22 protein-coding genes are annotated in these 20,501 nt (G+C 65.7%); 10 read left to right on the forward strand and 12 right to left on the reverse strand.

Going from position 1 to position 20,501, the window contains the following annotated elements; translation table 11 throughout:
• Positions 1-10: 10 nt before the first annotated feature.
• From paaC to SB749_RS05670, 7 genes are all read left to right on the forward strand, one after another.
• On the forward strand, positions 11-991 hold the full coding sequence (gene paaC, locus SB749_RS05640) for a 1,2-phenylacetyl-CoA epoxidase subunit PaaC (RefSeq protein ID WP_410709453.1): 981 nt from the start codon (positions 11-13) through the stop codon (positions 989-991).
• Entirely contained in the window at positions 985-1,554 is a 570-nt protein-coding gene (gene paaD / locus SB749_RS05645) for a 1,2-phenylacetyl-CoA epoxidase subunit PaaD (protein ID WP_410709454.1), read from the forward strand. Before paaC ends, paaD begins: the two co-directional genes overlap by 7 nt.
• Entirely contained in the window at positions 1,554-2,672 is a 1,119-nt protein-coding gene (gene paaE, locus SB749_RS05650; protein WP_410709455.1) for a 1,2-phenylacetyl-CoA epoxidase subunit PaaE, read from the forward strand. Before paaD ends, paaE begins: the two co-directional genes overlap by 1 nt.
• A 91-nt stretch (positions 2,673-2,763) precedes the next feature.
• Positions 2,764-3,927, forward strand: a complete 1,164-nt coding sequence (locus SB749_RS05655; protein ID WP_410709456.1) for a thiolase family protein — start codon at positions 2,764-2,766, stop codon at positions 3,925-3,927.
• 23 nt (positions 3,928-3,950) lie between these two features.
• On the forward strand, positions 3,951-4,859 hold the full coding sequence (locus tag SB749_RS05660; RefSeq protein ID WP_410709929.1) for an enoyl-CoA hydratase/isomerase family protein: 909 nt from the start codon (positions 3,951-3,953) through the stop codon (positions 4,857-4,859).
• Positions 4,856-5,725, forward strand: a complete 870-nt coding sequence (locus SB749_RS05665) for a 3-hydroxyacyl-CoA dehydrogenase family protein (RefSeq protein ID WP_410709457.1) — start codon at positions 4,856-4,858, stop codon at positions 5,723-5,725. Before SB749_RS05660 ends, SB749_RS05665 begins: the two co-directional genes overlap by 4 nt.
• Positions 5,726-5,789: 64 nt before the next feature.
• Positions 5,790-6,566: an enoyl-CoA hydratase/isomerase family protein gene (locus SB749_RS05670; RefSeq protein WP_410709458.1), complete on the forward strand. Its 777-nt coding sequence runs from the start codon at positions 5,790-5,792 to the stop codon at positions 6,564-6,566.
• Here SB749_RS05670 and SB749_RS05675 read toward each other — a convergent pair.
• From SB749_RS05675 to SB749_RS05705, 7 genes are all read right to left on the reverse strand, one after another.
• Positions 6,563-7,312 carry a TVP38/TMEM64 family protein gene (locus SB749_RS05675; RefSeq protein WP_410709459.1) on the reverse strand — a complete coding sequence of 250 codons (750 nt, stop codon included), beginning with the start codon at positions 7,310-7,312 and terminating at the stop codon, positions 6,563-6,565. The two genes, SB749_RS05670 and SB749_RS05675, sit on opposite strands and share 4 nt — an antisense overlap.
• A 45-nt stretch (positions 7,313-7,357) precedes the next feature.
• The gene (locus SB749_RS05680) at positions 7,358-8,833 is read right to left on the reverse strand and encodes a S1C family serine protease (protein ID WP_410709460.1); all 1,476 of its coding nucleotides are present in this window, start codon (positions 8,831-8,833) and stop codon (positions 7,358-7,360) included.
• Between the two features lie 133 nt (positions 8,834-8,966).
• On the reverse strand, positions 8,967-9,575 hold the full coding sequence (locus SB749_RS05685; protein WP_410709461.1) for a DUF998 domain-containing protein: 609 nt from the start codon (positions 9,573-9,575) through the stop codon (positions 8,967-8,969).
• On the reverse strand, positions 9,572-10,009 hold the full coding sequence (locus tag SB749_RS05690) for a MarR family winged helix-turn-helix transcriptional regulator (protein WP_410709462.1): 438 nt from the start codon (positions 10,007-10,009) through the stop codon (positions 9,572-9,574). Before SB749_RS05690 ends, SB749_RS05685 begins: the two co-directional genes overlap by 4 nt.
• Positions 10,010-10,278: 269 nt before the next feature.
• Complete coding sequence (locus SB749_RS05695; protein ID WP_410709463.1) at positions 10,279-10,449, reverse strand: hypothetical protein; 171 nt, start codon at positions 10,447-10,449, stop codon at positions 10,279-10,281.
• Positions 10,450-10,464: 15 nt separating this feature from the next.
• The gene (locus tag SB749_RS05700; RefSeq protein WP_410709464.1) at positions 10,465-11,835 is read right to left on the reverse strand and encodes an OFA family MFS transporter; all 1,371 of its coding nucleotides are present in this window, start codon (positions 11,833-11,835) and stop codon (positions 10,465-10,467) included.
• A gap of 204 nt (positions 11,836-12,039) precedes the next feature.
• A complete protein-coding gene (locus SB749_RS05705; RefSeq protein WP_410709465.1) occupies positions 12,040-12,825 on the reverse strand; it encodes a SurA N-terminal domain-containing protein in 786 nt (261 codons plus the stop codon).
• A gap of 248 nt (positions 12,826-13,073) precedes the next feature.
• Between SB749_RS05705 and SB749_RS05710 the strand changes: the two genes are divergently transcribed.
• Positions 13,074-13,430, forward strand: a complete 357-nt coding sequence (locus SB749_RS05710; RefSeq protein WP_410709466.1) for a VOC family protein — start codon at positions 13,074-13,076, stop codon at positions 13,428-13,430.
• On the opposite strand, the gene SB749_RS05715 is transcribed toward SB749_RS05710, so the two are convergent.
• Together SB749_RS05715 and SB749_RS05720 are read right to left on the reverse strand one after the other, a co-directional pair.
• Positions 13,411-14,586, reverse strand: a complete 1,176-nt coding sequence (locus SB749_RS05715) for an epoxide hydrolase family protein (RefSeq protein ID WP_410709467.1) — start codon at positions 14,584-14,586, stop codon at positions 13,411-13,413. The two genes, SB749_RS05710 and SB749_RS05715, sit on opposite strands and share 20 nt — an antisense overlap.
• Positions 14,587-14,643: 57 nt before the next feature.
• Entirely contained in the window at positions 14,644-15,426 is a 783-nt protein-coding gene (locus tag SB749_RS05720; RefSeq protein ID WP_410709468.1) for an NAD(P)H-dependent oxidoreductase, read from the reverse strand.
• 67 nt (positions 15,427-15,493) lie between these two features.
• On the opposite strand from SB749_RS05720, the gene SB749_RS05725 reads away from it, so the two are divergent.
• The gene (locus SB749_RS05725) at positions 15,494-15,829 is read left to right on the forward strand and encodes a winged helix-turn-helix transcriptional regulator (protein ID WP_025777424.1); all 336 of its coding nucleotides are present in this window, start codon (positions 15,494-15,496) and stop codon (positions 15,827-15,829) included.
• Between the two features lie 56 nt (positions 15,830-15,885).
• Here SB749_RS05725 and SB749_RS05730 read toward each other — a convergent pair whose 3' ends face one another.
• Positions 15,886-16,443, reverse strand: a complete 558-nt coding sequence (locus SB749_RS05730; RefSeq protein ID WP_410709469.1) for a dihydrofolate reductase family protein — start codon at positions 16,441-16,443, stop codon at positions 15,886-15,888.
• A 159-nt stretch (positions 16,444-16,602) separates the two neighbouring features.
• Between SB749_RS05730 and SB749_RS05735 the strand changes: the two genes are divergently transcribed.
• Complete coding sequence (locus SB749_RS05735; RefSeq protein ID WP_410709470.1) at positions 16,603-17,802, forward strand: M20 metallopeptidase family protein; 1,200 nt, start codon at positions 16,603-16,605, stop codon at positions 17,800-17,802.
• Between the two features lie 214 nt (positions 17,803-18,016).
• Here the strand turns inward: SB749_RS05735 and fdhA are convergent, their stop codons facing one another.
• Entirely contained in the window at positions 18,017-19,231 is a 1,215-nt protein-coding gene (gene fdhA / locus SB749_RS05740) for a formaldehyde dehydrogenase, glutathione-independent (protein WP_410709471.1), read from the reverse strand.
• A gap of 198 nt (positions 19,232-19,429) precedes the next feature.
• Positions 19,430-20,362 (reverse strand): LysR family transcriptional regulator, encoded by a 933-nt coding sequence (locus tag SB749_RS05745; protein WP_410709472.1) that lies wholly within the window; start codon positions 20,360-20,362, stop codon positions 19,430-19,432.
• Positions 20,363-20,501 lie beyond the last annotated feature (139 nt).

Genomic DNA, 20,501 nt, shown 5'->3' on the forward strand with positions numbered 1-20,501 from the left:
GGGGCGAGAGATGACTGCGAACAACGAACCCACCATCCACGTCGAACACGACGAAGCAGGCACGAACGTCGATCACGGCGACCACGACAACGCGTACTCCGGTCTGCTCGTCAACGACGCGAACTGGGCCTTCGGCACCGACTTCGAAGACCCCCTGGCCGGCGTCGATACGACCGTGCCCGACGGCGTCGACGCCAAGGACCTCGGCGCATACTGCCTCATGCTCGGCGACGACGCCCTCGTCTTCAGCCAGCGGATCTCCGAATGGTGCTCGAATGCCCCTGACCTCGAAGAGGACATCGCGCTGGCGAACATCGCCCTCGACCTCCTCGGGCAGGCTCGTCTTCTGCTCGCCCGCGCCGCCGCAGCCGATCCGGAGCTCGTCCCTGAACTCCCTGCAGGCTCCCCGGTGCCCGATGAGGACCGTCTCGCGTTCTTCCGCAACGACTTGGGCTTCCGCAATGTCCGCCTCGCCGAGGTGCCCAATGGCGACTTCGCCGAGGCGGTCGCGAAGATCCTCATCTACTCCACCTGGCGCCTGTCGATCTTCGAACGCCTCACAGACAGCCGCGACACCGTGCTCGCCGCCATCGCGGCCAAAGGCGTCAAGGAGATGTCCTACCACCGCGACTTCGCCGGACGCTGGGTCGTGACCCTGGCCCGCGGCACCGAGGAATCGAAGTCCCGCCTGGTGAAGGCCCTGAACGGTCTGTGGCCGCTGTGGTCCGAACTCTTCGAGACCCACCCAGTAGAAGCCTCCGTGGCCGAGGCCGGAATCGGCGTCGATCCCGCGACCGTGGCCGATGAGGCATCTGTCATCCTCGACCAGGTGTTCGCCGCAGCCGGAATCGACCGGCCCGAACGCGGCGGTCTGGCCGGAGTCGGCGTCCACGGCGGCAAGGGCCGCGACGGACTCCACACCGAGGCCCTGTCGAAGCTGCTCGCCGAGATGCAGGTCGTCGCCCGGGAGCATCCGGAGGGGCAGTGGTGACCGCCATGCTCGAGACCTATCCGACAGATGCAGCCGATATGGACACTCGTACGACAGACACCGCCGCCGAGGCGATCGACCGTGCCTGGGCCGCCGCCGAACGCGTGACCGACCCCGAGATGCCGATGCTCACCCTCCTCGACCTCGGTGTGCTGCGCGACGTCGCGATCGAGAACGGCCACGTCGTCACCGTCATCACCCCGACCTATTCGGGCTGCCCGGCGATGGCGACGATGCGCGATGACCTGCAGCGCGAACTCCTCCTCGCCGGATTCCCCGACGCCGAGGTGCGCGTGTCCCTGACACCGGCGTGGACGAGCGACTGGATCACCGAACGCGGGAAGAAGGCACTCAAGGACGCCGGAATCTCCCCACCCGGGGCAGCACCGCGCAACTCCGGCCCGGTGGCGCTGACACTCATGCCCACCCGCCGCGCCGTGACCTGCGTGCTGTGCGGATCCGACGACGTCCGGCTGTCCTCCGAGTTCGGAGCGACCGCGTGCAAGGCGATGTACCAGTGCAACGACTGCCTCGAACCGTTCGACCATGTGAAGGAGATCTGATGACACAGACGATCGATCAGACCGCCGAGGCGGCTCCCGCCACCGAGCCCGCCGACGGACGCTCCCGGTCGGCTTTCTACCCACTCACCGTGAAGTCCGTCGACCACCTCACCGAGGATTCGGCCGCAGTGACTTTCGACGTGCCGGCCGAATACAGCGAACTCTTCGACTTCGCCGCCGGACAGTCCCTGACCCTGCGACGCATCATCGACGGCCAGGAGCACCGCCGCACCTATTCGATCTGCGCACCGGCCGGAACCGCCCCGCGCATCGGTGTGCGCGAAGTCCCCGAGGGGCTCTTCTCCCTGTGGCTGGTCAACGAGGTGAAAGCCGGCGACACGATCGAGGTGCAGCCGCCCTCGGGCAGCTTCCGCGCCGACGCCGCAGCCGGTGGCAGACACCTGTGCATCGCCGCCGGATCGGGAATCACCCCGATGCTCTCCATCGCCTCGACCGTGCTGTCGAACCCCGAAGCCTCGGTGACTCTGCTCTACGGCAACCGGCATACGAACACCGTGATGTTCGCCGAGGAGCTCGCCGACCTCAAGGACGCCCGCAACCAGCAGCTCGATCTCGTTCACGTGCTCTCCCGCGAACCCCGCGATGTCGAGCTCTTCTCCGGCCGCCTCGACGCGGAGAAGCTGCGGGATCTGCTCACCGCCATCGTCCCGATCGGCAGCATGGACCATGTGTGGCTGTGCGGCCCCTTCGGCATGCTCGAAGACGCCCGCAAGGTCCTCGCCGAATTCGACGTGCCGAAGGAGAAGATCCACTTCGAGCTCTTCTACGTCGACGAACCCCCACCGGAGGTCGTCCACGCGGACAAGGTCGTCGAAGGGGCCACCAGCGACGTCACGGTGATCCTCGACGGGAAGCGCTCCACCTCGGCGATGTCGCAGGGAAAGACCATCCTCGATTCCGCACAGGAATCCCGGTCCGATCTGCCGTTCGCCTGCAAGGGCGGCGTCTGCGGAACCTGCCGCGCGAAGATCTGCGGCGGCGAAGTCAACATGGTCCGCAACTACGCCCTCGAGGACGCCGAGGTCGAAGCGAACTTTGTCCTCACCTGCCAGACGTTCCCCGTCAGCGACGAGGTCACGGTCGACTTCGACTCCTGAGCGTCCCGAACCCCAGCAGGCGCGGGCCCGCACACCAACGGGTGCAAGCCCGTACCATGTCACCTACCCGAACTCTTCAGCGAGGAGACCCATGCCCGAGGCATTCATTCTGGACGGACTGCGCACCCCCATCGGACGCTACGGGGGTGCACTGGCCGACCAGCGGCCCGACGACCTCGTGGCGACCACGATGAAGACCGTCGTCGAACGTGCGGGCATCGACCCGACCGATATCGACGAGGTCATCCTCGGCTCAGCGAACCAGGCCGGTGAGGACAACCGGAACATCGCGCGCATGGCCGTGCTCCTGGCCGGACTGCCCGAATCCGTGCCCGGGTTCACCGTCAACCGTCTGTGCGCCTCAGGGATGACCGCGATCACGACGGCACGGGCGATGATCGCCGCGGGAGACGCCGATGTGGTCGTGGCCGGCGGAGTCGAATCGATGACCCGTGCCCCGTGGGTGAGCGAGAAGCCCTCGCGCGCCTGGTCGAAGCCGGGCCGGACCTGGGACACCTCGATCGGCTGGCGGTTCACGAACCCCGCCTTCGGTGAGGACACGACCCTGTCGATGCCGCAGACGGCAGAACGCGTCGCTGAGAAGTGGCAGCTGAGCCGTGAGGCCCTCGACGAATTCGCCTATCAGTCGCATCAGAAGGCGCTCGCCGCGCAGAACGCCGGCAGCTTCGACCCGGAGATCCTGCCCATCGGCGAAGTCGCCGCAGATGAGGGTCCGCGCGATTCGACGTTGGAGAAGCTCGGCAAGCTGCGCCCCATCCACGGACCCGGGGGCGTCATCACCGCCGGAAACTCCTCCTCGCTCAATGACGGCGCCGCCGTCGTCGTGCTCGTGTCCGAGGACTATGCGAACAAGCACGGGCTCAGCCCGCGTGCCCGCGTCGTCGCCGGTGCCAATGCCGGTGTGTCCCCGGAGATCATGGGCATCGGCCCCGTCCCCGCGACCCGGAAGGTGCTCGAGCGCACCGGGTGGAAGGTCGGCGAACTCGACGCCGTCGAACTCAATGAGGCCTTCGCCTCCCAGTCGCTGGCGTGCATGGGCGACCTCGGCCTCGACCCGGAGACCGTCAACGGATTCGGCGGAGCGATTGCGCTCGGCCACCCGCTGGGCTGCTCGGGCACCCGCATCACCCTGACCCTGCTCAACCGGTTGGAACAGGCTGGGGCGAAGAAGGGACTGGCGACGATGTGCGTGGGCGTCGGTCAGGGTTCGGCACTGCTGCTGGAGCGCGTGTGAGCGCCGGCGGCCCCGCCGGGGGTATGAACGACGGTGCGGCAGCCGGTGCACCCAGCGGTTCCGGTGGGAACGATTCCGCCTCCCCGCTGCTCATTGAACGCCATTCCGATCGCACGATCATCCGGCTCAACCGACCCAAGGTCCGCAATGCCATCGACCAGTCGATGGTCGATGCCCTTCATGCCGTGTGTGCCGAACTCGAGGCCGAACCGAAGGTTGCGATCCTCACCGGCACCTCCGGTGTCTTCGCGGCCGGTGCCGATATCTCGCAGCTGCGCAATCGTCGTCGTGATGATGCCCTGGCGGGAATCAACTCGAAGATCTTCTCCCGCATCCAGGAACTGCCGATGCCGGTCATCGCCCTGATCGAGGGATTCGCGCTGGGCGGCGGTGCCGAGCTCGCTTTCGCCGCGGACTTCCGCATCGGCACCCCGTCGACGAAGATCGGCAACCCGGAGACCGGTCTGGGCATCCTTGCCGCAGCCGGGGCCGCGTGGCGTCTGCGCGAACTCGTCGGCGAACCTCGCGCCAAGGAGATCCTCCTGGCCGGACGCACCTTGCAGGCCGACGAAGCCAAGGCCATCGGTCTGCTCAATGACGTCGTCGACCCCGAGGACCTCGAACTCGCCGGTCAGGCGCTGGCTGACCGTATTGCGAGCTTCGCACCGCTTGCAGTGCGGCTGAGCAAGTCGGCGTTCCACGCACCGCGTGAAGCCCATCCCCTCATCGACAATGTGGCCCAGGCTGTGCTGTTCGAAACCGATGAGAAGTTCGCCCGCATGGACGCGTTCCTGTCCAAACGCGAGGCCAAGAAGGCGAAGAAGGCAGCCGAGCAGGAAGCGGCCGAGCGCGCACGCGCCGAAGCCGTGGCCACCGAAGCGATCGATCAGCAGAGCGATCCGCGCACCCGAGGAGAAGACGACAACGCATGAGCGACACCACAGACACCCCCGCCGAGGCGGCCCCCACCACCGCAAGAGTCCCTGATGTCGTCGGCGTCTTCGGAGGCGGTCGGATGGGTGCCGGAATCGCGCATGCCTTTGCCACCGCCGGTGCTCGGGTCATCGTCATCGAGAACACCGACGACACCGTGGCCGCCGCCAGAGAGCGCATCGATGCCTCGGTCGAGAAGTCACGGTCCAAGGGCATCGAGGTGCCCGGAACCGTCGTCGTCGACCGCGACCCCACCCTGCTCGACGAGGCGCTCCTCGTCGTCGAAGCTGTGCCCGAGATCGTCGAACTCAAGCAGGAAGTGCTTGCGAGCATCGCGAAGCACGCTCCTGCTGCGAGCATCGGCACGAACACCTCGGCGCTGTCGATCGACGAGCTCGCCGCAGCCCTGCCGCGGCCGCAGGCGCTCATCGGACTGCACTTCTTCAACCCGGTGCCCGTGTCCGAACTCGTCGAGGTCGTCGTCGGCACCCACACCGATCCCAAGCTCGTCGATGTCGCCAAGGAATGGGTGACGGGGCTGGGGAAGACGGCGATCACGGTGAAGGACTCTCCCGGATTCGCCTCCTCCCGCCTCGGCGTGGCTCTCGCTTTGGAAGCGATGCGGATGGTCGAAGACGGCGTCGCCTCGGCCTCGGACATCGACCGGGCCATGACCCTTGGCTACCGGCATCCGGCCGGGCCGCTGAAGACGACGGACATCGTCGGACTCGATGTGCGCCTCGGCATCGCCGAGCACCTCGCCGCGGAGATCGGTGAGCGCTTCACACCCCCGCAGATACTGAAGGACAAGGTCGCCGCCGGTGAACTCGGCCGCAAGACCGGACAGGGTTTCTACACCTGGTGACCAAGGATGCCCGCCCGGCGGGCACCGGCCGCACCGCACTGACAGGACACGCAAAGGAGCATCCATGACCGAGATCCAACTGAAGAACCGCGGCCCGATCGCCGAGCTCGTCCTCGACGGACAGGAGTCCCGCAACGCCCTCGACGCGGACAACCTCCGCGATATCGCGGCCGCCGTGGCCAAGGTCGCCGAGGCGGTCCCCAACGTGCGCGTGCTCGTCATCCGCGGGGAGGGCAAGGTCTTCTGCTCCGGTCGCGATATTGCGAACGTCGACGTCGAGACCGATGATGCGCATGCGTTCCTCGCCGACATCTTCGCCCCCGTGTTCCAGGCGATCCGCGCGCTGCCGATCCCGGTGATCGCCCAGGTCCAAGGGGCCGCGCTCGGACTCGGGTACGGGGTCGCCGCGGCCGCGGACATCATCTTCGCCGCTGATGATGCGAAGTTCGGGTCCCCGTTCGCCGCGATCGGCGCGATGCTCGATTCCGGCGCTCACCACGTGTTCCTCGACCGGGTCGGCTATCACCGGACGATGGACCTCATCGTCACCGGTGATTTCATGACCGGCGCCGAGGCGGCCGCCACCGGGATCGTCTCCCGTGCGGTCCCAGCCGCGGAACTGTCCGACTTCGTCGAATCGAAGCTCGAGAAGATCGTCACCGGACCGGCCGAGGCCTTCGCCATGGAGAAGGGCTTCGTCCAGAAGCTCGCCGACGAACGGCCGAACCTCGCCGAGGTGCTCGCTCAAGAGGCGGCCCTGCAGGAATCGGCGCGCCAGACCCCGGACTACGCCGAAGGCTTCAGAGCCTTCCAGGAGCGCCGCAAGCCGAACTTCGGCTAAGACTCAGGGAGTTCAGGCGTCTCTGCCTGTGCGTGTTCGGCGTCTCGGGTGCGCTTCCAGCGGCGCATCGTGATGATCGTCAGCGTGATGACCAGTGCCCAGGAGATGCCCACGCCGATGCCGTTGAGGACATTCGGCTCCCCGATGAAGGCGCCGACGGCCACGAGGGAGAGCTGACCCGGCAGGGACGAGATGACGGTGGCGCTGAGGAATGTGCGGTTGTCGATGCTCAGTGCTCCGCTGCCGTAGTTGACCGGCCAATACGGGAACCCGGGCATGAGGCGCAGGGCGCACACTGCGTAGAAGCCGCCGCCGGTGAGCTTGGATTCGATCGTCTCGGCATGGGAGCCGAGCAGCCGCAGCACAGTGTCCCGGCCGAGCGCCCGAGCGATCCAGTAGCCGATCCAGCATCCCGCGACGACTCCGACCATCGACAGAATGGTGCCGAACGGCAGCCCGTAGATGAGTCCTCCGGCGGTGGCCATGATCGTCACGGGGATCGGGGTGGCGGCGACGGCCATATAGATGAGGACGAAGACGGCGAAGCCCCAGAATCCGGCGGCCGCGATATCGGCCTGCAGCACATCGACCGAGGGCAGGCGAACATTGAAGACCGCCCACACACCGGCCAGCACGGCGAGTGCGAGGGCGATATTGCGCAGGATCGTCGACCAGTCGAGACGCTCCCGGTTATGCCGGGTGCGGGGCGACCACTCCGCGGGCGAGGCGTCTTCGTATCCGGACATGGCCCGATCTTACGTCTCGCCCGGGGTGGTAGGGCAATCCCACCGTCAGGCTGCGGGACCCTCGGTCAGAGTCACCTCGCTGGTGTGGGACTGACCGTCGGCGTCGGTCCAACTCAGCGACACGGTGTCACCGGGCTTGTGCTCGGCGATGGCGGACGACAGAGCAGTGCCGTCGGTGATCTGCGTCGAACCGATCTGGGTGATCGTGTCACCGGCGGTCAGTCCTGCCTCGGCCGCGGGGGTGTTCTCATAGACACCGGCGACGACTGCGCCTGCGGCCTGAGACGACGAGCCCGACTGGCTTGGCTGACCTGGCTGGCCGTTCGAACTGCCGTCTCCCGGCTGGATCGACTGGCTGCCCTGGCCCGACTGGCTCGACTGTCCGCTCTGCGAATCCTGTTGGACCCCGATGCCGAGGAACGCCGGATAGCCGAGCGTGTTCGTGCTCGTCTGCTCGCCGTCGATGATCGTCTCGGCCGTGGACAGCGCCGACTCGATCGGGATGGCGAAGCCGGTGACGGTGGCCGATCCCGACGAGGCCGCGGTATTCATGCCGACGACCTCGCCTTCGTCATCGAGCAGGGCCCCACCCGAATCGCCCGAGACGATATCGGCCTGGACCTGGATCATATTGTTCAGCGTCTCCGAATCCTCGGAGCCCTGAGCGGTGGTGGTGACGGAGGCGCCGAGGTCGGTGACCGTGCCGTCGGCGGCCTGCAGCTGTCCCTGTCCTTCGGAATTGCCGACGGCGGTGACGTCGTCACCGACCGTGACCGAGTCGTCGTCGACCGTGGCCGGCTGCAGGTCCGAGGCGCCCTTGAGCTGGAGCACGGCGACGTCCTCCGTCGAATCGGAGCCGACGACGGAGGCCTCGTAGGTCTTGCCGGTGGTGGCTACGGTGACGGAGATCTTCGTCGAATCGGCGATGACGTGGTTGTTCGTCAGCACGAGACCGTCCTTGCTCAGCACGATGCCGGTGCCGGCCGCCTCGGCGTTCTCATAGCCGAGCTCGGTGTCGATGAGGACGACGCCGGTCGACTCCTTCTCACTCGCCGGGCTGGCCTCCTGCTGGGAAGAGCCGTCGCTGCCCTGGCCGGTGTCAGGGGACTGCGAGCCGCCGCCGGGAGCGGTGCCTCCGCCGTAGCTGCCTTGGCCGCCGTTTCCCGGTCCGAAGTTCGGGGACTGTGTTCCGTTCTGACCGCTTCCCCCTTGGCTGTTGCCGCTCTGCCCGCTGCCCTGGCTGGGGTCGGTCGGCTGCCCGGTAAAGGGGATGGCTGACTGGGTGGTCACGCCCGCGACCGTGCGGGCATGGGCCGCCGCGGCGGCCGGCAGACCTGCAGTCGTTCCGATGCTCAGCGCCAGCGCCGCTGCCGCTCCGGTGACGGCCAGGGCGAGTCGACGCCTCCGGGGGCGGGATCGGGTGACGGATGCCGCCGTCGTCTCGGTGCCGAATGCGTTCTCACCGTTGTACCCAGCGCCGGTCGCCATCTGTGCTGACCTCATGCGCTTCGACTCGTTCATAGTCTGTGCCTTTCTCCGTTCTGCGGAAGTGCTCTGTGATTCCTATTGAGTACCCGCACGCTGTGGCCAAGCTGTGGCGCAGCTGGAGCGAAGCTTCGACTTTGTCAGTCGAGGGCTGAGAGGGTTGAGCCGATCAGCCGGCGATGACGATGATGCCGATCGCGGCGCCGATGTAGAAGAGGTTGACCGAGAGGATGAAGATGCGTTCGGCGATGCCGAAGAACTTCGGGCGCAGGGGCTTGATGATGAGCACGGCGACGCTGACGATGAGGGACACGAGTGCGAGCCACGAGATCACCTGGAGGAGCTGTGCCAAGGGTGCTGGTCCCTCGGCGGTGAAGAGTCGCACGAAGTTGCCCATGCAGGCGTAGCTGAGGGCGAACCAGGCGATAGCCATGAGATAGTGCAGTCGCCCGATCGTGGTCAGCTTCTCGCCTTCCAGATCGGTGGGGACGAAGGGCAGGGCGAGGAAGATCAGCGCGAGGACCGCGAGGGCGATGCTGACGAACGTCGAATCCTCCCAATCCGGCAAGCCGACGATGACCGCCGCGGCGAGCAATCCCCAGAACGGCACCGTCACCCAGGTCATCGCGCTGCTCAGGCGCCGGGTTGAACCGACCGCATAGTCGCTGACGGCGTGGCTGACGATCGAGTACTCGCTCTTGACGAGGTGGAGAGCGATGAAGAGGACGAGCCGAGCCGATCCGCAGGCGGCCGCGAGGGCGGCGAGGATGAGGGTCATGAGTGGTCCTTCGGGGTCTCGGAGCGGATGGTGCGGACCTCGTCGTGGAGGTCGCGGATCGTGGAGGCCAGAGAGTTTGGGTCGATGCCGATCGCTCGGGCATTGTCGTCGAGGGAGTGTCCGAGCAGGCGTGCGCAGCGCCCGCTCTTGTCTTCCCCCGCCGAGGTGAGGCGCAGTTCCCTACGATTGCCGGATCCCGGAGTCGCGCCGTTGGTGATGAGGCCGTCGGTCAGCAAGGCTTTGACGATCCCGGATCCGGCCGCCTCGGTGACGCCGAGTGATTTCGAGAGCGTGCGCCCGGTGATGCCGGGGTGCTGGCCGACGATGACGAGGGCGACGTACTGGTTGTAGGTCAGTCCCTCGGGGCGCAGCATCTGCTCCGCCCACCGGTCGAGTGTGCGGACCAGGTCGTGGAGTTCATGAGCGAGATCCATGCTGTAAGTTAAGCACTTAAGTTAGTCGGTGGCAAGGTGCCGGCGAAGATTCTTCACTGAGGGGGAGGAAGACGGTCGGGGGTCACAGCAGGGCTGTTCACGGCCGGTCCGACCATGACTGAAGACGACCGATCCCCGGCAGAACCATGGTTCTGCCGGGGATCGGAAGGGGGCCCGCGTCGAGGACGGCGGGTGGGCGGCTGCGTGGGTGCAGCCTCGGCGATGTGACGGTGGGGAACCGCCTTGGCGGGATCCTGTCTCAGGGAGTCTCAGCCGGTGAAGATCGCGACGGCCTTGACCACGGTCAGGGACAGGCCCCAGAGGAGGCCGCCGACCACGACGACGGTCAGCGTCGAGCCGATGGCCTTGTAGGCGCCGCCGACGGGGGACTGCGGTGAACCGGTGTCGGGGACGTGGGCGATGTGGGTGGAATCGTTCATGATCGGACCCTTCCTTCAGTTCTCTTCGAGGGCGGCGGCCTGCTTGGCGGCGACGTCCTCTTCACGTTCGAAGTATTTTTCGCTGACCGGGCGGACGAGCACATTGGCGATGAAGCCGATGACCAGTGCACCGACCATGATGAACATTCCCGGAGTGTAGAGCTCGGGGCCTTCCTTCCCTGCCGCCTCGCCGGCCTCGACGACTGAGTTGACGATGAGCGGACCGGCCACACCGGCCGCCGACCAGGCGGTGAGCAGGGCGCCGTGGATGGCTCCGACCTGGTAGACGCCGAAGAGGTCCTTGAGGTAGGCGGGGATCGTGGCGAAGCCGCCGCCGTAGAAGGAGATGATGATGAGGGTGGCCAGCACGAAGAGGAAGATCGAACCGCCGCCGAACAGCGCGACGACGAGGTAGAGGATCGCTCCGACGCCGAGGTACATCATGTAGTTGTTCTTCCGACCCAGGTAGTCCGAGGTGGTCGACCAGATGAAGCGTCCGCCCATATTGCCGATCGAGAGCAGACCGACGAAGCCGGCCGCTGCGGCCGCGGTGATGCCGAAGTAGGACTGGATCATCGGGGCGGCGTTCTCGAGGATGCCGATGCCCGCGGTGACGTTGAGGAACAGGACGGCCCACAGCAGCCAGAACTGCGGGGTGCGGATGGCGTTGCGGACGGAGACGTTGCCCTTCGTCTGCATCGGCTTCGCCTTGACCTTCGAGGGGTCGAAGCCCTTCGGGGTCCATTCGGGGTGGGGGACGCGGATGACGAAGGCGCCGGCGGCGATGACGACGGCGTAGACGATGCCGAGGGTGACGAAGGTCGGGGTGAGACCGGCGACGAGGTGTTCCGGGTCGGAGCCGCCGCCGAAGAGGGCCATGAGCTGGTTCGACATCGGGCTGGCGATGAGGGCACCGCCGCCGAAGCCCATGATGGCCAGTCCCGTGGCCAGGCCCGGACGATCCGGGAACCATTTCATCAGGGTCGAGACCGGGGAGATGTAGCCGATGCCCAGACCGATTCCGCCGATGACTCCGTAGCCGAGGTAGACCAGCCACAGCTGCCCGGTCATGATGCCGAGCGAGGCGATGAAGAAGCCGACGACCCAGCAGGTTCCGGCGGCGACCATCGAGGCGCGGGGCCCGTTCTTCTCCACCCAGGGGCCGAAAACGGCCGAGGAGATGCCGAGCATGAGGATCGCGATCGAGAAGATCCAGCCGATCGAGACCTCACCGGCGTCGAAGTGGGACATGAAGGGGATCTTGAAGACGCTGAATGCGTAGACCTGGCCGATGCACAGGTGGATGGCCAGAGCGGCCGGTGGGATCAGCCACCGGTTGAAGTTCTTCGGCGCGACGATTGCCGAGCGCGTGAGAATGGAAGCCACGGGAAGTCCTTTTCTGCAGTGAAACTCGTGTCACCGTCGACACCGGTCAGCGGACGGATCGCGCGGCCGACGGTCATCCGACCGATCGAATAGTCCACATCAGGGTAAGTTCCACGCAAGGAAAATGCGAGGAATACTCAGCGTTTCTTTGAGAAAAGGCGGCAATTTCTTGCCAAATGGGATGTTGCCCGTGGCGTTCGGGGCTCAGAGATGGATCGTGACGTCTGCCTGCTTGCGCAGCTTCTTCGCGAACTTCTGCGTCGCTTCCTGTGACTTCTGCTGCTTCACCTGTTCCTTGAGCTGGGGGCGCATGTCCTCGATCGGCGGCATCTCCTGCTGGCCCTGGCCGGCCTGCTGAGCCATCTGCTCCTGCTGGGACTTCGCCTGTTCGTAGGCCTGTCCGATCTCTTCGCCGGTGACCTCGAACTCACCGTATTCGTCTTCGACGAGGCCTTCGATCTTCAGCTGGTTCTTCAGCTCCGAGCGGACGTTCTCCTCATCCATGCCCTGGTCCTTCATGGCCTTGAGGAAGTCCTTCTCGCTCATCTGTCCCGACTTGGCGGATTCGTTGAGCCCCTTGTCGATGTCCTTGTCCGAGACGTCGATCTTGCGCTTGTCGGCTTCCTGGACGAGGACTTCGGTGCTCACGAGGTTCTCGGCCGTCTGCTTCTTCAGGCCCTTCTCATCGACCGGCTGGCCGGACTGCTGAGCCTGCATCTGCATCTGCTGATATTGGGTTTCGAAGAGGGGAACGAAGTCGTCCTTGAGGATCTTCTCGCCGTTGACCTCGGCGACGACCTTCGGAATGTCCTTCGTGTTCGGTTTGCCCTGCTGGCCCTGTTGGTCCTGAGCAGAGTCGGCGCCGGGGGACTGTTCGGCCGCGGCCGAGGACTCCTTCGGCTTTGCTTCGTCGCCCTGATTTCCGCAGGCGGCCAACGCCACCACGGAGACGGACATGGCCAGGCCCAGCAGCCACCGGTTCGTTCGCACATTCACTCCTGCTCATCGGTTTCAGCCTGCCAGGCTAACAGTGCCGACTCCCCGAAGAATGTGTGGAGTATGTGCGTCGCTTGGCAAGGACGATTGCGGTCGGCAGGATCGGGGAGGTCCCGGGTGTTCTCTGTTCGTCTCGGATTCGTCGTTAAGGCACTGACGGTCGGCCGCCTCGGCGGGTACACTGCGGCTACCGGAATCGCACGGAGCACGGTCCGTGCCATCCGCAGCGAAGGGAGTTGGCCATGGAATCGACGTTTCGCGGGGTGTTCCTCACCTGCACCGACGCCGAGGCGACCGCCGCCTTCTATCGCGAGATCGCAGGGTTGCCGCTGACGACCGAGGGCGATGAGGAGTACTCCTACTTCGTCGTCGAGGCCGGGGGAGTGCAGGTGGCTCTGCACTCGGCCGAGGCGTTCGCCGACTATTCGTTCCCGCCAGTGGCCGAGTCGAATCTCACGCACCTGTACTTCCGGATTCCGGATCAGGCGGAGTTCCTCGAGCGGATCAAGAACGCGGGCACTCCGCTGGTGGCGGTCGACGACGTCGTCGTCACGGTCGAGGACCCCGATGGCCGGAAGGTCATGTTCGGCACGGCGTGAGGACTGCCGTCAGTCCGGCCCTGAGGTCAGCGAGGAATTCGTACGGTGCTTCGAGGGACGGGAAGTGTCCGCCTTTCGGGGCTGCCTGCCAACGGACGATGCGCCGGTAGCGCTGCTGTGACAATGCGCGCGGATACCGTTCGATATCGCAGGGGTACATCGTGACCGCCGTGGGAACGTCGACGCGCAGATCGGGGTCGAGGGAGTCGTGGCTTTCGGCGTAGATGCGCGCCGAGGAAGCACCGGTGCGCATCAGCCAGTACAGAGAGACATTGTCGAGCAGTCGGTCCCGTGAGATCGTCTCGAACGGGCTGTCTCGGGTGTCCGTCCATTCGGCGAACTTGTCGAGGATCCACGCCAGCTGGCCGACGGGGGAGTCGACGAGGGCGTAGCCGATGGTCTGTGGGCGGGTGGCCTGCTGATGGGCATACGCGGCCCGATTGGCCCAGAAGTCTTCTGCGTCTTCGGCCCATGCGCGCTCGCCTGCTGTCAGCTCGTCGAGTGATGCGCCGGGGACGCCGGGGGCGTAGGTGGTGTGGATTCCGATGAGGTGGTCGGGGAAGCGTCCGCCGAGGATCGTGGTGATCACCCCTCCCCAGTCACCGCCGAAGGCTGCGAAGCGGTCGTAACCGAGCCTGCTCATGAGCGTCACCCAGGTTTCGGCGATTTTCTCCGTCGACCAGCCGGTGCTGCCCGGCTTGTCGCTGAAGCCGAAACCCGGCAGTGACGGAACGACGCAGTGGAACGCCGGTGCCTCGGGACCGGTCGGTTCGGCCAGTTCGTCGATGACATCGACATACTCGGCGATGCTGCCGGGCCACCCATGGGTGAGGACCAACGGGGTTGCGTCGGTTCGCGAAGACGGGCGGTGGAGGAAGTGGATTCCGAGTCCGTCGATGACGGTGCGGAACTGGCCGATCTTGTTGAGCCGAGTCTCGAAGTTTCGCCACGAATAGTCGGTTCGCCAGTAGTCCACGAGGTCGACGAGGTCGGTGAGCGGGACACCCTGGGACCACCGGCCAGGTCCCGGTGCCGGTATCTGGCTCGCGACGGTCTCTGCTTCGGGCAGGCGGGCAGTGGCGAGTCTGCGGTTGAGGTCATCGATTTCGGACTGCGGGAGGTGGAGGTCGAAGGGTACGACGGCACTTGTGCTCATGGGGTCGGTGGGCCTTTCGATAGTGCGACGGACAACGGATCGGTATTGCGCGCTCGGTCAGCAGGCGGTGTGGATCCGCAGTCCGTGCTCTCCGGGGCGCAGGTGGGGTGCGAGTTCCCAGTCGGTGGTGTACTCGCCGGTGAACTGCGGCCGGTAGGGGATTGTCGGGGCAGTGAAGAGCTTGCCGAGGCGGTCTGTGAGTCGGGTACGGATCGGCGTCAGGTCGTCGATATGGTCGGCGCTGGGAATGGCGAACGGTTCGAGGACGCTCATGCCGGTGTAGGCGAAGGTCCCGTGCAGGAGGCCGAAGAGGAGTTCCTTGAGCTCGCCGGACTTCCCGCGGGGGCCGATGGCGTGCGGGCGATCTCCGAGGGTGGTGATGACGAATGCGCGTTTGCCGGTGAAAGGGCCCTGTTCGAAGCGGAGCCGTCGTCCGGTAGTCTCGTCGGTGCCGAATGCGAACCCGCTGACGAAGACTCGGTCGAACCAGCCTTTGAGGATCGCCGGCATCCCGTACCACCACAACGGGAACTGGATGACGAGCGCATCTGCCCGTCGCAGCTTCTCCTGTTCGTGGACGATCGCGTCAGGTTGGGCGCCGGTGAGGTGAGCTGTGCGCGTGTCGGCACTGATGCGGAACCGATGCGATGGGTGGTTGGCTGCATCGCGCGGACGCACCACCGGGTCCCATTCCATGGCATAGAGATCGGATTCGACGACGGTGTGGCCGAGTGTGCGCAGATGCTCGATTCCGATCGTGCGCAAGCTTCCGTTGAGCGAGCGTGGTTCGGGGTGGGCGCTCAGCCAGAGGACAGTCGGAGGGGTGTCGTCGTATTGCATGTCTCCATCGTGGACTCTTAGAGTACAAGCGTCTAGTACGGACATTTCTGTCCCCATGGAGGTGCATATGCGGTTGCCGGTCCGTCGCGCGATGGAGGTGTGCCCGGTCGAGGTTGCGGTCTCGGCGGTCGGTGGCACCTGGAAGCTCACTGTCATCAAGCATCTGCTCGACGGAACTCGCCGGTTCAACGAACTCGGGCGACTGGTGCCGTTGGTGAACACGAAGACTCTCACCAGGCAGCTGCGCGAGCTCGAGGAGGACGGCTTGGTTCTGCGCACTGTCTATCCGGAAGTGCCGCCGCGTGTCGAGTACTCACTGACCGATCTCGGACGCAGTCTTCAGCCGATCGTCGAGGCGATGAACGAGTGGGGCAAGGACTTCGAACGCACTCACGCGGACTGAAGACAGGGGCAAGTGCCGTCCGCGGGCTCTGGCGCTTGGTCCTGCCGTATGGTGCTTCAGGCGCTCGGCTCGTAGGCCGAGTAGGTGATGCCGCTCGGGAAGGACTTCGCATCGATGAGCTTGAGGCGCGGCGGTCTGGCCGAGTGCGCTCCGTCGTGAAAGTAACCGCGTCCGCGACCCTGCCATACCGGATAGGTGAACATCCGATACTCATCGACGAGTCCCTCCGCGATGAGTTCATGAGCCAGGGTGATGCTCCCGGTGACGATGACATCGCGTCCCGGTGCCTCGCGCAGGTCAGCGACCGCGCCCAACGGATCGGAGCTGATGATCTGCGTGTTCTGCCAACCCGGTTCGGTCAACGTCGAAGACACGACACGTTTGTCGACCTGATTGAGGTGGTCCGCGACTCCGGTGGTGTCATCGGTGACGTTCGGCCAATAGCCGCGGAAGTCCTCAAAGGTCTGCCGACCGAGCAGCAGCACGTCCTCGTTCGCGGACTGCCGCATGAGCTCGGCCGAGAGCTCTTCGTCCTGGGCCTGCGGATCGAACCAGTCGTCGAGCATCTCGACACGACCGTCGAGGGTGATGTTCTGAGTGATGATGATGCGCACGCTCGGTCTCCTCGTTGAGTGACGTGGGTAATCAACATTACTTGCCCGTGCAGACCGGCAACAAGGGTGCGTTGACCACCGCAGGGCATAGATTGGTAACAGCAGCCGACCGGAACCGGTCGAACCGAACCGCACGCCACCCACACGATGAGGAGCCCCATGACCACCCCAGATTTCCGCACCGAAGCTCAGGGCCACCTCGGCGATCTCATTTCCCTGCGACGGAAGCTGCACGCGAACCCCGAACTGGGATTCGACCTTCCCTTCACGCAGCAGACGGTGCTCGATGAGCTCGCCGGGCTGGGACTTGAGATCACCACGGGGGAGTCGCTCACCTCGGTGGTGGCCGTCCTCAAGGGCGGGAAACCCGGGCCCGCGGTGCTGCTGCGCGGCGACATGGACGCGCTGCCGGTCGTCGAGGACACCGGCCTCGACTTCGCCTCTGAGAACGGGAACATGCACGCGTGCGGTCACGACCTGCACACGGCGGGGCTTGTCGGCGCCGCACGCTTGCTCGCCGCTCACCGCGAGGAGATCCCCGGATCGATCATCTTCATGTTCCAGCCCGCCGAGGAGGTCGAAGGCGGGGCCGAGCCGATGATCGCCGAGGGCGTGCTCGAAGCCGCCGGTGTCCCGGTCGTCGCGGCCTACGGCATCCACGTCGAAGCCGACGTTCGAGGTCGCTTCACGACGAAGGGCGGGCCGCTCATGGCCGGCTTCGCCGACCTCAACCTGACCATCCACGGGGCCGGCGGACACAGCAGCCAACCGCAGGCGACCCGCGACCCCGTGCCGGCGCTCGCCGAGGTGGTGCTGGCCCTGAATACGATGACCGGTCGGTCCTTCGACATCTTCGATCCCGTCGTCGTCTCGGTCACTCAGCTCGAAGCCGCGCAGGCCAGCAACGTCATCCCGGACTCGGCGAAGCTCACCGCCTCCATCCGCTTCCTCTCCGCCGAGTCTGTGGCCCTGCTGCAGGAGCGGGTGACGGAGATCGCCGAGAACATCGCCCGGGCTCACCGCTGCACCGCCGAGGTGGACTTCCAAGTGGGATTCCCCGTGACCGTGAACAACCCCGCCGAGTCGACGGTCGTGCTCGAGCGACTGGGCTCAGTATTCGGGTCCGAGAGGGTCGTCGAGATGGAGCATCCGCGGATGGGGTCGGAGGACTTCTCCTTCGTCTTGCAGAAGGTTCCGGGCACATTCGTGTTCCTCGGCGCGACGCCCGAGGGCATCGACCCTGACGCCGAGACGAACCACTCGCCCAGGGTAGTCTTCGACGACGGACTGCTCGGCGATCAGGCCGCGGCGCTCGCCCACCTGGCTTTTGCGCGGTTGGAAGATGAGGAGAAGAACTGACGCGCCTGCGGCGGAAGCAGAAATATAGGTCGCAACCGGATACTTTCAGGGCCTCCTGAGTATCCGGTTGCGACCTATATTTCGGCTCGGACTATCCGAATGCGACCACTTTTCGCAGAATAGCCCGTGGGCTGCGCACTAGGTGGTCGTTCTGGTCACGGTCGATTCGAAATTCTGTGACCAGAATGACCACCTAGTGCGCGCGAAACGAGCCTCAGGCGGAGATGAGGCCGTGCGGGTCGAGGACGAACTTCTTCGCCACGCCCGAATCGAAGTCCGCGTAGCCCTGCGGGGCATCCTCGAGGCGGATCGGTGTCGCATTGACGTTCTTCGCGATCGAGACCTTGTCGTGCAGGATCGCCTGCATCAGTCCGCGGTTGTACTTCATCACCGGGCACTGGCCGGTCACGAACACATGCGACTTCGCGAAGCCCAGGCCGAACCGCATCGACAGCGACCCTTCCTTGGCCGCCTCATCGGCCGCGCCCGGGTCACCCGTGACGTAGAGACCGGGGATGCCGAGGCTGCCGCCGGCCCGGGTGATGTCCATGAGCGAGTTGAGCACCGTCGCCGGCGCCTCGTGGCTGGCGTCCTTGCCGTGGCCGCGGGCTTCGAAGCCGACGGCGTCGATTCCGCAGTCGACCTCGGGCTCGCCGAGGATCTGCTCGATCTGGTCCTTCGGATCGCCCTTGGACACGTCGACCGTCTCGCACCCGAATCCGCGAGCCTGCGCCAGACGATCCTCGTTGAGATCGCCGACGATGACGCAGGCCGCACCGAGCAGAAGCGCCGAGGTGGCCGCCGCGATTCCGACCGGGCCCGCACCGGCGACGTAGACCGTCGAACCTACGCCGACGCCGGCGCTGACGGCGCCGTGAAACCCGGTGGGGAAGATGTCGGAGAGCATCGTGAGGTCGAGGATCTTCTCCATCGCCTGATCCTTGTCCGGGAACTTCAGGACGTTCCAGTCGGCATACGGCACGAGCACGTACTCGGCCTGACCGCCGACCCAGCCGCCCATGTCGACATAGCCGTAGGCCGAACCCGGGCGGTCGGGATTGACGTTGAGGCAGATGCCGGTCTTGCCTTCCTTGCAGTTGCGGCAGCGGCCGCATGAGATGTTGAACGGCACCGAGACGAGGTCGCCGACCTTGACGAATTCGACGTCCCGGCCCACCTCGACGACCTCGCCGGTGATCTCGTGGCCGAGGACGAGACCCTCCGGGGCAGTCGTACGGCCCCGGACCATGTGCTGGTCGGAGCCGCAGATGTTCGTTGCGACAGTCTTGAGGATGACGCCGTGATCGACCTCGCGGCCGATATTGGCGGGATTGACTCCAGGCCCGTCCTTGAGAACGAATTCCGGGTACTCGGTGTCGATGACCTCGACTTTTCCGGGACCTGCATAGCTGATTGCCTTATTGCTCATCGTTGAGCCTCCATGTGTGTGAAACGTGGGAGTTCGACATGCGAGTGCGACGAACAGGGGTCCGTCGACGGTTCTGACATATCAGTCTGACATCAGACTTAGATGCAGTCTCGCCGTCGTGACAGAACTCTGTCAAGCCCCCACCGGAAGATCAACAGCGCACGACGAATTCGTCGCCTCGGGCGGGCGCAATTCTCGTCAGGAGTCCTCGCGCAGGCGCGTGGAGAGGATGTACTGGGACATCGTGCGCAGGTGCTGCATCGATTCCCTGACCAGGGGAGACCTGCGGCTGCCCGTTCTCACGGCGGCGATGATCTTCCGGCTCGGCCGCCCCGTGCCGCTGAGTCGGATTCGGCGAACATTGGCCTCTCCTGCAAGGCTGGCCAGTCTCGGTAGGAGGCTGACTCCGACCCCCGCACCGACCAAGGCCGCCGAGGTCTCCCACTCGACGGCTTCATGGGCCACCGTCGGCGTCACGCCAGCCGCGGTGAACGCGGCGACGAACAGCGAGTGGTACGGCGATCCGGGCCCGGCGGTGATCCACTCCTCACCGGCGAGCTCGGCCAAGGCCACCGATTCGCGTTCGGCGACAGGGTGGTCGGCAGGCACCATCACGTCGAGCGGATCGTCGAGGAGGTCGATGCTCTCGAAGCGATCGTCCCCCTCGACCTGCACATTGCCCTGCATGGAAACGATGACCGCGAGGTCGATGCGTTCGGCGATGAGGAGTTCGAAGCAACGGGTCGGGGTCGCCTCGATGACGTGCACGCGGACCTCAGGGCGCGTCCCGCGCAGCTTCGCGGCTAAGGGCGCGAGGAGGTTCGACGAGGCGGTCGAGAAACCGCCGATGCCGAAGTGATTCGGGGCCTGCTCGCCGGCCCCGAGCGCGCCGGCCCTGATGTCCTCCCACTCGGCCGACAGGGCATCAGAGCGGCGCACGAGGTAGCGTCCCGTCGCGGTCAGCCGCAGCCCGCGTCCGTCCTTGACCAGCAGCGTCATTCCCAGGCTCTGCTGCAGCTCACGCAGCTGGCCGGATACGGCAGACGGCGAGTATCCGGTGAGCTCCGCGGTGGCGGCGACGGTGCCACAGGCGGCGAAGGTTCGCAGGGTCGTGAGTCGAGGATCGAGCATGGTTCATATTATGCAGTTATTCCGCATGATATTGGACCAAATCTCGCGCTTTTCCTGCAAAGTCGAGATCGCTATCGTTACCTACGTGATCGCGCTCACACGGCTCGGTCGCTGCGGTGTACGACGCTGAGGTGTGTCG

Source organism: Brevibacterium sp. SIMBA_078 (assembly GCF_046534565.1).
GTDB lineage: Bacteria > Actinomycetota > Actinomycetes > Actinomycetales > Brevibacteriaceae > Brevibacterium.